Source organism: Rectinema subterraneum (genome assembly GCA_009768935.1).
In the GTDB taxonomy this organism is placed as follows: Bacteria; Spirochaetota; Spirochaetia; order Treponematales; family Rectinemataceae; genus Rectinema; species Rectinema subterraneum.
This window is the reverse complement of record WESA01000055.1, coordinates 1-13,410: the sequence shown is the minus strand read 5'-3', so window position 1 is coordinate 13,410 and position 13,410 is coordinate 1. Positions and strand designations below refer to the sequence as shown.

General features: G+C 45.5%; 10 protein-coding genes. 5 read left to right on the top strand and 5 right to left on the bottom strand.

Annotated features, from left to right (window positions below):
• From GAP13_RS11385 to GAP13_RS11365, 5 genes are all read right to left on the bottom strand, one after another.
• The coding region (locus GAP13_RS11385) for an ADP-ribosylglycohydrolase family protein (RefSeq protein ID WP_158908446.1) at positions 1-1,871 on the bottom strand (1,871 nt) is incomplete at its 3' end.
• Positions 1,872-1,898: 27 nt separating this feature from the next.
• Positions 1,899-3,614, bottom strand: coding sequence for a hypothetical protein (locus GAP13_RS11380; protein WP_158908445.1), 1,716 nt, complete (start codon positions 3,612-3,614; stop codon positions 1,899-1,901).
• Between the two features lie 38 nt (positions 3,615-3,652).
• A complete protein-coding gene (locus GAP13_RS11375) occupies positions 3,653-4,696 on the bottom strand; it encodes an ABC transporter permease (protein ID WP_158908444.1) in 1,044 nt (347 codons plus the stop codon).
• A gap of 11 nt (positions 4,697-4,707) precedes the next feature.
• Positions 4,708-5,685: an ABC transporter permease gene (locus tag GAP13_RS11370; protein WP_158908443.1), complete on the bottom strand. Its 978-nt coding sequence runs from the start codon at positions 5,683-5,685 to the stop codon at positions 4,708-4,710.
• 85 nt (positions 5,686-5,770) lie between these two features.
• Positions 5,771-7,624: an ABC transporter substrate-binding protein gene (locus GAP13_RS11365; protein WP_158908442.1), complete on the bottom strand. Its 1,854-nt coding sequence runs from the start codon at positions 7,622-7,624 to the stop codon at positions 5,771-5,773.
• Between the two features lie 514 nt (positions 7,625-8,138).
• Between GAP13_RS11365 and GAP13_RS11360 the strand changes: the two genes are divergently transcribed.
• The 5 genes from GAP13_RS11360 to GAP13_RS11340 all read left to right on the top strand — a co-directional run bounded on the left by GAP13_RS11360 (position 8,139) and on the right by GAP13_RS11340 (position 13,345).
• A complete protein-coding gene (locus GAP13_RS11360) occupies positions 8,139-9,131 on the top strand; it encodes an ABC transporter ATP-binding protein (RefSeq protein ID WP_158908441.1) in 993 nt (330 codons plus the stop codon).
• A gap of 16 nt (positions 9,132-9,147) precedes the next feature.
• Entirely contained in the window at positions 9,148-10,227 is a 1,080-nt protein-coding gene (locus GAP13_RS11355; RefSeq protein ID WP_158908440.1) for an ABC transporter ATP-binding protein, read from the top strand.
• Positions 10,211-11,257 carry a LacI family DNA-binding transcriptional regulator gene (locus GAP13_RS11350; RefSeq protein ID WP_158908439.1) on the top strand — a complete coding sequence of 349 codons (1,047 nt, stop codon included), beginning with the start codon at positions 10,211-10,213 and terminating at the stop codon, positions 11,255-11,257. The genes GAP13_RS11355 and GAP13_RS11350 overlap by 17 nt, the downstream gene beginning before the upstream one ends.
• A 62-nt stretch (positions 11,258-11,319) precedes the next feature.
• Complete coding sequence (locus GAP13_RS11345; protein WP_158908438.1) at positions 11,320-12,462, top strand: radical SAM/SPASM domain-containing protein; 1,143 nt, start codon at positions 11,320-11,322, stop codon at positions 12,460-12,462.
• A 97-nt stretch (positions 12,463-12,559) separates the two neighbouring features.
• Positions 12,560-13,345 (top strand): sulfatase-like hydrolase/transferase, encoded by a 786-nt coding sequence (locus tag GAP13_RS11340; protein ID WP_158908437.1) that lies wholly within the window; start codon positions 12,560-12,562, stop codon positions 13,343-13,345.
• Positions 13,346-13,410: the final 65 nt, after the last annotated feature.

Here is a 13,410-nt window from a genome sequence, read left to right as displayed (position 1 = left end):
AACTTCTCTCCTCGTTCAAGCTTAATAAGCATATCATTCCAGCCGGAATGAAGAATGATGTTGCAGTAGTTAGAACCATCCCCTCCACCATTTCCTAGATTCGGTCTAAGACATGTCGGTTGTACAGTCGTATGGCATAGTTGGCCATTCAACCAAATTTTCATTCTACCTGTATTGGACACGCCTAGTATAACTTCGGTCTCTTCAGGTGACCAAATTGAGTTAAAGAAAAATACTGACCCGGGCTTGCCCCTATAAAATGATTCTGGTGAAAGATCGTTTCCTGACCTCCAATATATCGACCATTCTTCAAGCATAGTTGAGGGTACTAAGGATTCATCTATACCGCAATCATCTTCAAGAGTCTTTCCTTCAAAAAGGGGAGAGACGAGCCATTTTGATCCTCCTAGTAGTACCAAAGGTACTGCGCATAAGGCCATTCTGTTTTTGGCTGAAATAATAAAATAACCACGGTTCGAATCTTCTATAATTCCATCAGATACGCTGATATTGTATGCCACCTTGGCTGTATCATAAGCTTCAATAGTGAACGTTTGCTGTCTTATAGGCTCTACACTCCACTTTTCAGGCAATAATACACTTATTTCAATCAAGATAGCTTCTGGATGGGGGTTATGTATCTCAAGCTCCAAAGGAGTGGAACGGTCGCTAAAAATAGAGGCGGAATCTAGATACCTGAGAGAGACAGAAACGGTCCCCAGATTCCATGTCGCAACGTTGGGTTCGTATGGCGCTATGCGATCAATTTTGAATTCGTACTTTCTAAAGAAACAACTAGATTCGTCTCTTGTCTCTTCAGAGGCGTCCTCGATCGCAACTTCAGCATCCCAGAACTTGAGAACCCTCTTAGCCTCAGCGCATACCTGATCAGTTAGCTCATTGATGTCAGTAGGGGCTCTCAGATTTCGTATCCCTCCCGTCCGGAGATTTGTGCTGATATTATAGCCAAGAGGCTTTATCCACTTCTCAGGAAGGCGAGAGGCACCTTCGATTATTCCCAGAATAGCGCCAACAGTCGCAGCGGTACAATCAGTGTCCCAGCCGCAATCCACAGCCTTGCAAATTGCGTCTCCGAAATCCTCACCATAAAGTAAGCCAATAATCTGAAAGCCCATGTTTACAGGGGAATATTGAGCAAGGGGGATGCTATATCTATCCTTGAGGATATTTCTAGCCTCTCTCCAATCAATGCCTTTCTTATGCATATCCCATGCGTCTCTGATTGACCTACTCGTTAGGCAGCTTTCCGGTATCGACGCCAGTCCCAATTCGATGAGACGGTATTTGTCACTCTCGAAAAATGCGCAAGACTCAAGAACAGCATTGAACACTTCCCCAAATACCGATTCACCACCTGCATGGTCGCAGAGCGCATCCTCGAAGGCATACTTTGCCGCAATGCGCGGCTCTCCAGGTGCAATACATGCCCATATTTCCGAGCGAATAGGGCTCCCCATGCAGTTTTTAAACCAATTGTTATGCCATCCAGAAATAGGAGGTACTAACCCGCGTTTGAGATTGGCTTTGCTCAGTCCATACTCATCAAAATTATACATAACACAGTCGAGCCAATATTCAGCCAGATCCCATGCTGTGATACCAGGACCGCGCTCTTTCAAGGCTTGGAACCAAATGAGTTGCAGCTCCAAGTCATCGTTGGGGATTCCTCCCTCGGGGATATGAGAGTACCAGTGAACATCGAACATCTCATCAACGCCAAATTTTCTTTCCCAAGGTTCTCCCAAAGTGCCTCCGGCGTTTTTACCTAACCAGCAACCTAAAACCTTGTCTCTGAATACTAACTCGCTTAGCCGTTTCCGGGAAGAGTTCCTCTCCTTGTAATTCTGCATGCAAGACTCCTTGATGCCTCTGCGCGCCTATTCCAGTGGTCGCATGGCCATTATTTTCTTTTCGGCATCCCGTATGAAGCATTCCATGCGCTCGATATTCAACAGCACGCAGGCAGGATACGAAGTAAGCTGGGGCATGCCCTTCACTGACGCAATATACTCTTTAATCTTGACAAACGCCTCCTCAAGGAAGCTCTTAACGGGACGATCAAACCCAGGGAGCATATCCAGTCGATTTTCAACCCACAGCCTCCCGAATACCCAAAGCCTTGTTTCTAGACAGAACCCTTGGACGTAGGCTTTCATTAATTCAAACCGGTCCAGAAGATCCTTGTATGCAGTCTCAGTTAAGGCATGGCGACCTAACGCAAGAACATCTAAAACTTCATCCATGATCTTCGATGCGCGATCTTTTTCCTCCAGAATAAACTTGACATTCTTAGTCGTGAGTCCAAGGGCGTCCCTCGCTTCTGCAAACCAATTCTTGAGGCTGTGGTGAGTCTCTGCCACCCACTGCGGCTGGCCGAAGGAAACATGAAAGAGGCTGTTGTCGGAAAAGACAGTACCATTTACATAGACCGCGCCACGCATGATCGACCACGTTGGTTCTAGGATCTTGAGGAGCCAATCCAGCGTCTCGTTTATCTGCATCGGCGTACACGCAGTGTCGAGCATGGATTCACCTTCCAACCAGCGGAGTACAATCTCGCGCCGATCCGCGGCAGGGTTTTTCCCTAGTATTGCCGCGGCGTACAGATTCAAAAGGTTGGGACCATCGAAGCAGGAGAGGTCCTGAACCCCTTCCCAATCGGTGCGCATGAAAAAACCCGAGACTTTATGATCAAGCCCATATGCCAATCGGTGCTCGATGTCGTCGAACATGATTGAAGGGACCACTCCCCAGCCAAAGTACTGACCGTTTACATCGTATTCTATCCACTGCGGCCGCTCCCCTACTCTTCCTATGAGCGGATTATCCGGGAATGTAGGGTAGAAATCGTGTGGTGTGTTCTTGAGTGACAGGACAACCTCCTGAGGAATCACCTTTAGAGCCTCTGCGAACTGTTCCTGCTCTTCCTTCGTATAGATGAAATCCCTTACTACGAGTCGTTTCCCGCGATTCTTGAAGGGGCCATAGGTACCAAGAATCATGTTTGTGTGCCACTGTGCTGGAGTCATTTTCTTACAGAGATCACAGTTGCAGGAGTGCATGTTAGCGATAGCAAGGCGACTCTCTCCAGTTCCAAAGGAAATGACGACACCCGCAAGGTCGGGCAGCGCGACAAAAAGCTCTTCGTACTTCGCCGGGAGGAATTCTTCCCACCAGAAAGGCTCACTAGGGCAGAGCACACCGTTTTTTATGAGATCAGGTTTATAGTTTAGGATGAAATCTGAGAACCAGAGTTCTTTATCCTCGATGTACACATCTATGTTGCATTGTCGCGCCTCTTTGATAAGCTGTTTGAGAAAGTCTCTTCTGTAGAGGTTCAGATTTTCTCGGAGGGCGTAGCGGTAAATATTCTGGTCTATCTGATTGTAGACTTCGAATATGCTGTTGGTCGGTGTGCCACCCCCGAGAAATTTCGCGGGAAAGGTAATAAGATCAAGGACTCCTACATGGTGAAGGACAAGAGTGTTCATGTCATTCTCCACCATAAATTTCATGTACCTGCGCATCGTCTTAAAATTCCAGATGTGACTCCAATCATGGACTTCAAGTCCACGGATACTATAATTATTCATGTATTTCCTCCCCTAAAACGTATTATTGCCTTCATTTATCAGTTCAAATAAGGATCGGTAGCATCTCTAAGCCCGTCACCTACAAAATTGAGGAGCAAAACGGTGACGGCGATAGCCAGTCCGGGAACTGCCACCCAAGGGTAGAGAGAAATTGTTCGAAAATTTTGCGCGTCTTGGAGCAAGGCTCCCCAACTTGTCAGAGGAGGGCGCACGCCGAATCCAAGAAAGCTGAGTCCCGCTTCCGCGAGCATCGCTTGTGGGATTGCGAGCGTTACCACGACGATGAGATGGGAATATATTGCTGGGAATATATGTTTCAAAAGAACGCGCGGTGTCGAAGCGCCTAAAGCGACTGCAGCCTGAACATGGACAGCGTCACGAAGCGGGAGTGTTTTCCCGCGCACCTGTCGGGCTATATTTGCCCACATCACGAGAGCAATCACTAAAGATATCGCAGCTATAAGCAGAATAGGGTTTAAATTAGGCGGCAAAAAAGCCGCTAGAGCTAGTCCTAGCGGTATGTTGGGAATGGTAATGAATAGCTCGATGACCCTTTGAATTATCATGTCTGCGACTCCACCAAAAAATCCCGACACAATCCCGGCAAGGGATCCGGCGATGAGCGCAAATAAGGCCGTAATGAAGGCAATCGCGAGGGAAACGCGCCCGCCGTAGAGCAGCCTACTGAATACATCCCGACCAAGAGCATCTGTCCCCATTATGAAGACATGTCCTCCCTCGGCACCAAACAAATGTATATCAAGTTTCAGCCCAAGGATGCTGTAAGCCGAGCCATGGATGAACAGCCGTAGGTAATGAGGAGATGTGGTATCTTCTTTCCAAAATGTCTGCCCCGTATTGAGATCGAAGGATGGTTGAGCATCGTAAACAAATGGTTTTAAGCTAAATTTCCCCTTTTCATCGGTAAATCTAATGCGTGTCGGCGCGGCATACGAGTTGGAACTCGTCTCATTGAGCCCATAAGGGGCAAAGAACTCCGCAAATACAACGGGGATAATGAGCAGAAATAACAAAACAAGACCTGTTAAGGCAATCTTATGTTTCTTGAATCTTTTCCACATAGGTTTAGCTTTTAATCAAAACGGATACGAGGGTCTGACCACGCGAGCAGTATATCAGCAAGAATATTGCCAATTAGCAGCAAGACAACCATGAGAAGGAGATAGCCTCCCGCAAGGTACATGTCTTGTGATTTGAGAGCTACAATGAATGTCGGCCCAATTACGGGGAGATTCAGCACAACCGCAGTGACCACGATGCCCGACACCAACGCCGGTGCGCTGAGGCCCGCCAAACTAATGAGAGGATTCATTGCTATCCTCACGGCATGTTTGAAGATCACCTTTCTCTCAGAAAGTCCTTTAGCCCGTGCTGTTTTAATAAAGGGCTGATTCATTACATCCAGAAGATTCCCGCGCATAATCCGGATAACTTGAGCCATTTGTGCGGTTCCTATCGCGACAATCGGTATCCAAATATGTTTGAGAAGATCCAAAAACCGCGCCCAGCTCCAAGGAGCCACCGCATACTCGGGAGAGAAAAGGCCCCCTGTCACCACCGAGCCTGCAGAGATACACATATAAATTATGATCAATGCTAGGAAGAAGGACGGGATTGAAAGTCCCAGAAAGCCAAAAGCCGTAAAGAGATAATCCCAGAAAGAGTACTTCTTTAGCGCCGAGAAAATTCCAATCGCCGAACCGATGCTCCAAGAAAAAATCATGGAGAGCCCGGTGATGAGAACTGTCCAGCCCATCTGATTCCACACGATTTTCAGCACTGGCTGCCGATAGAGGAATGAATAACCAAGATCACCTCGCACGAGACCACCTATCCACCTACTGTACTGCTCAATGGCCGGTTTATCGAGACCATAAAATTGGCGCATTCTATCAGCTATAGAGCTAAGCCCCCCTTCTCCTCCGGACTGGCTGATCGCATAACTCACAAAGTCACCAGGAGGCAGCTTGATGATTGCAAAGATGAGAATTGTCGAAAAGAACAGGGTTACAAACGCTATGCCTATTCTTCTAAGTATATATCCAGTCATACCGTCTCGTTTCAATCTGATGCATGAACATCGTTCTGGAGATCTTATCCCGGTCTCCAGAACGAAATTCATCACAATCGACTCATTACTTATAGAAGAATTGCCAAGGCTGGATGTTGCGGGGGCTTAGCACTGATATGCCATCAGTCCAGCTATTAGGCACATTAGCTAATTTTGTGCTCACTACTCCGACACTCACAAGGGTTGTGGTCGGTATCTTGTAGAGATTCTCCGATGCGATCTTGGTGATATGCCTAGCAAGTTCGTTCCTCTTCTTCGCATTGAGTTCCTGTTGGGCCTCCAACACGAGCCCGTTCATCTCTTTGACAAAAGCGGGTGGCTCAACGCCAGTCTTTCCACCGCTGGTCTGCCACTCATTGAGCGGTACACCTACATTGCCCCACATGAAATCGGGCGCTGCTGTGGTGGACCACGCAAAAGTGAATTGGAGAGGATCGACCCCACCATTTACGTTCCACGCAAAAGCGTCATGGCTGTTTTCCTTCCATCGTGCCAGTATTAGGGACCTGTCGATCGTATTGGCGATCGCTCTGATGCCAATCTTCTGCCACTGCGAAGCGATAAGTTCCACGACCTGCACAGGACCAGCTCCCCCACCTTTATCCATATCGATAATTATAGAAAGTGGTTTGCCGTTGAGCTCTCTGAAACCATCGCCATTTGTATCCTTGAGTCCCAGCTCGTCGAGAAGTTTGTTCGCCGCAGATGGATCATACTGGGTATACATAGTTGAATATGGATTGCCGGGATTCGCCGGTGATCCCTCCAATGGGCTAAATCCCCAAGGCTTCGCCTGACCGAAAAAAAGCGTGTTACTTATAGCCAGTCTGTCAATACCATATGAAAGCGCTATCCTAAATTCCTTCGTTCTAAACAGCTTGCGAAGATCGGGATCCTTGTCAGCATAATTGAGATGAATTGCCGGCCCTAAATTGGTATTCGGGAGCACCGCAGTCCGGTAGCCGCCCATAGATTCATTCTGCTTATAGAACGGGAAATCCGCAAGTGAAAGATGACGAGCCTGGAAATCTACCTGTCCCGCCATGATCATTGCAGGAATGGTGTCGGTGCTGGCGACATAATTGAACACCACGCGATCGATGTATGGCAACTGCTGACCATTCGTATCAACCTTCCAGTAGTATGGATTTCGCTCCGCGACGATTCTCACATTCTCAACGTATTCAACAACTTTCCATGCACTCAGAACGGGCAGGTTGACGAGCGCTGCGCTGTTTCTACTCGGGGACCAAGCAGTGGCGAGATCTTGCCACGTTTTGGTAGAATCATAGCGTGGGTCAAACTTTATCAAGTAATGCTTGGGGCTGACCGTTGGATCATACGCTATTGTGAATTCGAGGGGGTATTTCTCTTTCAACGGCAGATCCACCGTATAGTCATCAATCTTCACGATCTTATCGGCTACAACCTTGCTCGCTAGACCGGCAGACTCGAGAGGCATATTCTTATTTCCCCTTGTCTGCAGATCATAGATTATATCGTCGACAGTAAAAGGCACACCATCTGACCATTTTATTCCTTTCCTTATATAAAGGCGCAGGATATTCCCGCCTGAGATATATTCATAACTTTCAAGCAGGTTGGGGACGATGTTGCCTTCCAGATCGGCTGCAAGAAGAGGTTCCGCCCTCACACCAAAAAGAGCGAGATTCCACCAATCGTTCACGCCGGTATAAACCTTGCGGATCGTGCCTCCATACTTTCCAACCGAATCTAAGGGTTTGACGATCACTGGATTGGGCGGGAGACGCAACTCCACTGGAGGCAATTTGCCAGACTGCACCATAGCCGCCAGCTGTGGAGCTTCTTTATAAGTGCCAGAAGGAGCTGCAGCAGTTGTTACGACAGCAAAGGCTGACATAGCTAGAAATGCAATAACCACTCTACTGCTTTTCATCTCTCTACCTCCTAAACTAGATAGGAACAATTGCTATAAATTTCATGGTATCGATTACAATTTTCTTCACTATGGTACAATGCTTATTCAGATCTGTCAAGTTTTATTTTTCAGGTTCGTTTTTTCTGATCATGCGGAGTAATTGTCAATAATCACGATATATAGAATATTATTTACTATATTGTAATAATTTAGCTTTTCTTATATAGTTTTTCAAAGATGTCGATATTGCAAGGTCATGGTTCAAAAGACAGAACTGGAATTGAAAGAAGAAAATATGATATCGATTACAAATTTCTTAATATTATCTATTGCATTTTTCATTTTCCAATATATAATACATCAAGTCAAAAGGTATCAGATGTCCTTATTCGGAACTGATAAACTTTCTCAGAAAGAGAGAATTTGTATTGTTCATAAAGGTTATTCGTGCATTTTTTGGCAATCGGTTATGGCGTCGAAAATGGCTTGAGCGTGAGTCTCTGTGTTTTGTAATCGATATTAGGAAGTAATCATGGAGCATCTTCTAGAAATTGATCAGCTAAAAACATACTATTTTACCGACTGTGGCATCGTGAAAGCTGTCGATGGCGTCTCTTTTTCGGTCGAAAAAGGGCAGTGCCTCGGAATAGTCGGAGAATCCGGCTGTGGAAAAAGCCAAACGGCTTTATCAATCATGGGACTTGTTTCCAAACCACAAGGAAGAATAGTTAGTGGTAAAATTCTTTACCGCGATAAAAAAGGCCATATTACTGACTTAGCAACTCTCTCCCCCAATGGATACGAATATCGCTCGATTCGAGGCAAAGAGATTGCTATGATTTTCCAAGAACCCATAAGCTCTCTCAGTCCCGTGTACACTATCGGAGACCAAATTGTGGAAGCGCTGATAGAACATACCACACTTTCAAAAAAAGAAGCTACTCATCGCGCAGTAGAGCTTTTGAAAACAGTCGGCATCCCCGCGGCCGAAGAAAGGATACATGATTACCCCCATCAGCTTTCCGGAGGAATGTGCCAGCGCGCCATGATAGCAATGGCTCTCTCGTGCGAGCCAAGACTTTTGATCGCCGACGAGCCAACGACAGCTCTTGATGTCACTATTCAACTACAAATTCTTCGTTTACTGAAAGAACTCCAAGAGCGCCTCTCCATGGGATTGATGATGATAACCCACGATTTGGGGGTAATCGCCGAAATAGCCGACTATGTCATTGTAATGTATCTTGGCAAAGTCGTTGAAAAGGGTCCTGTTAGAAAGATCCTCCGTGAACCCAAGCACCCTTACACGCAGGGTCTCCTGCAATCCCGCCCAAGCGGCACGGCTGGGAAAGTCCGACTTAACCCGATCAGGGGGGTAGTACCCAGCGCGATAGATCCGCCCGCAGGTTGTCCTTTTTCCACACGCTGTCCAAAGGTTCTAGATAAATGCAGCGCCTTTCCCCCCTTTGCCCTCTGGGAAGAGGGGCATGCAGCAGCTTGTTGGCTATATGAAAATTTTATGTAAATAGGTGGAACACTCGATGAACGATAAAGAAGATCAAATATTGCTTGAAGTTGAGAATCTGAGAAAATATTTTGCAGTAAAACATGGAGTCTTAAGGAGAAAAAAGGGATGGCTAAAAGCCGTTGATGGTGTTAGCTTTGAGCTTTTTAGAGGAGAAACGCTCGGTCTTGTAGGTGAATCCGGATGTGGAAAAAGCACTACAGGCAGAATCATTTTAAGACTGATCAAACCTGAACCAAACAGCCAAATATTTTTTCATGATAATGACAAAGTCATTGATATAGCAAAAGCGACTCCTCAAGAACTTAAGTATTTACGCACACGAATGCAAATTATTTTTCAGGATCCTTACTCCAGTCTTAATCCATGGATGAAGATTGGAGAGATCATCGCAGAACCACTTTTGATACATAAAATCATGGTTGGTAAAGAGCTTACCAATAAAGTCCATTCATTACTGGAGATGGTAGGACTTGATGCTTCTTACGCGATGCGCTATCCCCATGAATTCAGCGGGGGCCAGCGTCAGAGAATCGGCATCGCCAGAGCGCTTGCCCTCAATCCCACCCTCGTTGTATGCGATGAGCCAGTATCATCCCTCGATGTGTCGGTGCAAGCACAAGTGATAAACCTACTCGTGGATCTCCAAGAGCGTTTGCACTTGTCATACATATTCATCGCCCATGATTTAGGAGTCGTACGATACATTAGCAGAAGGGTCGCCGTGATGTATCTAGGGAGGATCGTGGAGATTGGTTCGACTGAAGAAATATTTCATAATCCGGCTCATCCCTATACAGAAGCCCTGCTCTCCTCCATGCTCTCCACGGATCCAGATTCTTCAAAGGAAAGGTTACAATTGGAAGGCGATGTTCCGAGTCCAATCAACGTGCCATCAGGATGCCCTTTCCATCCACGGTGTCGATACTATCAACAGAACAAATGGCCTGAGTGCGTGAGCGATATCCCAACTCCCACTTCTATATATTCGGATACGCATAAAGTGTCTTGCCATTTCGCTCCGAATCTGAATCTCTGTGGAGTGGAAACAGAAGGTACAGTCAAGATTGGAGTAAAAAATGGCTTCAATACATGATGTCGCACGATTGGCAGGGGTCTCGGCCGCAACCGTATCGCGTGTTCTCAATTCGAGCGGATCTGTAACCGATGCTACACGGGCAAAAGTAAGAGCGGCTATGAAGCGGCTTGGCTATATACCGAATCCTTCCGCGAGGACTCTGCGAAATAATAGGACCGGCTTATTGGCTCTAATCACCCCAGAAATTATTAATCCATATTTCGCCGCTGTAGCCAGCGGTGTACAGGACATGTGCCGAAAATCAAATTACCAGTTGATTCTCTGCAATACAGGCGGAGACGAGTCTATAGAAATTAGCTATTTAAACCTGCTCTCAAATAAACAAGTTGACGGTATCATCATTGCCCCTCCCGGAACTCATACTAATCCAAAATCGGATGTAAGAATACGGAATCTTATAGACAGTAATTATCCAATAGTGATGATAGGAAAGCGCTTCGATTCCGACTACGTAAACTGCGATATCGTGACCACCAATACCGCAATTGGGACTCGTGAGGCAATGCAACATATTCTTGATGGAGGGCATTCTCGGATTGCTTATCTTGGTGGACCTAACCCTTCCGTTGCAAAAACCAGATTGGCTACTTTCAGATCGAGCTTATCGGCCCATGGGCTTATAATTGATGAGAATCTAATCTTTCAAACCAATCTGACTCTCGAGGATGGTTACAATATCTGCAAGAAGCTGCTCGATATCACTAATAGACCGACCGCGATCTTTGCAGTAAACGACATGGTTGCGATTGGAGCAATGATTGCTCTTCAGGAAGCAGGAATAGCAATTCCTTCGGAAATGATTGTGGTTGGATTCGATGATATTCCCCTCGCTTCAATATTTCGACCTTCTCTTAGTACTGTCGCACAACCTAAGTATGACTTGGGTTATATTGCCGCCGAGCGACTAATCGCAAGAATAGATAGATTAATTGAAAATTTCGAGACGATATCGCTCCCAACCCATCTCATTATTAGAGAATCTTCTATGAGTAATAAAACACCTAAGATGATGATAAATTTCGGCTAAATACAGGATAGGGTATGATTTTTTAAGAGAAAAAAGTAATGAATCGTTATGATTTTTAGGATATGTACAGACAGATGAAAAAAGCTTTCTTTCTTATCAAGCCTGTTTCTGGCAATTGCAATCTCGCTTGCCACTATTGTTTTTACCGTGATCTATTAGAGCATCAAATCATTCATAACTTTGGTTTCATGGATTCTAGCACTGTTGATATTTTAATAGAAAGAGCCTTTGAGCTTGATGCAGATATTCTAACCTTTGTTTTCCAAGGAGGAGAACCAACGCTCGCAGGCCTTCCATATTTTGAGCATTTTGTGAAAAAAACTCAAACTTGCACTAAGAGCAATTTGCGTCATCAACATCCACAAATCAATTTTTCCATTCAGACAAATGCCATAGCCCTAAACACCGAATGGGCACGTTTTTTTAAGCGAGAGAGCTTTCTTGTCGGCATCTCCATTGATGGAGCAAGAATAATTCATGATACATATCGGACACATTACGATGGATCAGGAACATGGGCCGAAGTAATGCATGGAATCGAGCTACTCCGCAAGGAAGGTGTTCTTCTCAACGCTCTCTGTGTCGTGACCGATTTTGCAGCTGACAATGCAGAGCTCATCTACAATCGCCTTCGTAACTTGGGATTTGAATGGATACAGTTTATTCCATGGTTGCCTCCTCTGAAAGAAGAAAGTGTTCTTTCATCCGAGCTACTTACTCCCGGTGCATACGCACATTTTCTCAAAGCAATTTTCGACCTCTACTATCAAGATTGGCTGCATGGCTCAGTCGTGCATGTGCAATGGTTTGACAACCTTGTTGCGATTGCAGCAGGAATGCCGCCGGAAAGTTGTGGAATGCTAGGTTGCTGCCCTGTAAATTTCACAGTGGAAGCGAATGGATCGGTTTTCCCGTGTGATTTCTATGTATCTGATGAATGGTGTCTAGGCAATATCCATGATTTATCCTTTCAGAGCATGAAAGAGGGAATCATCGCCCATCACTTTATCGAAAGATCAAGTTATATCGATCCTTCTTGCAGAATATGCTTCGCTTTCTTCCTTTGTCGCGGTGGTTGCAGGCGATATAGAGAGCCTTTTTTTGATGGGAAACTTAAGATTAACCGCTATTGTACAGCATTTAAAGAGTTCTTTCAGTACGCAGGCGAGCACATAATGAATATGGCAGCTTTTTACAGAAACTAAATGCATGATACGGACAAGCTACCCAATATGATTCATATTTCGATGATTCATATTAGAATTATTATTTGTTCAATTACTAATTTAGGAGGAATACAACATGAAGAAAGAGATAAAGTATCCCAATGTGATTTTTATTTTATGCGATGATTTTGGATATGGAGATGCTGGTTGTTATGGGGGAACCTCGATTCCAACGCCCAACATCGATAAGCTGGCGGAGCAGTCAATGAGATTCACTCAATGCTATGCTGGAGCTCCAGTCTGCGCCCCATCTCGCTGCGTGCTGATGACTGGGTTGCACACTGGTCATTGTACCGTCCGAGACAACTTCGCGTGGAAAGGAGGCCTGCCACCGGAGGGCAGGGTTTCGCTCCGCCGTGATGATAGCATAATAGCAGAGGACCTAAAACATGTGGGCTATACGACTGGAATATTCGGCAAATGGGGCATAGGAGAAGAAGGAACAGAAGGAATACCAAATCTCAAAGGCTTTGACGAATGGTTTGGCTATTTAAATCAACGCCACGCCCATTCTTATTTCCCAACTTATCTATGGAAGAACCAGAAACGCATTGACTTCTCTCCTGCAAAAGATGGGCAGCAGGGGCCCTATTCTCACGACTTAATCGTGAACTATGCCATTGATTTTATCACACGCAATGCAGATAAAAAATTCTTTCTATATCTCCCATGGTGCTTACCGCATGAACCATATGAAATACCGGCGCAGTATGCTTGGAATGAGGCTAAGGCTACGTGGAAGGACGAGGAAAAGGCCTATGCTTCGATGGTTCGCAAAATAGATACGGACTTAGGCCGTATTATGGAATTGCTAGAAAAACTTCGCATCACCAACAATACACTCCTTTTTTGTGTAATGTAAGCTAAAACTCCCCAGAAAGATCAAACTGGAATGGCCAGAAAAATCGTCAAAATTCCCCAGAAAAA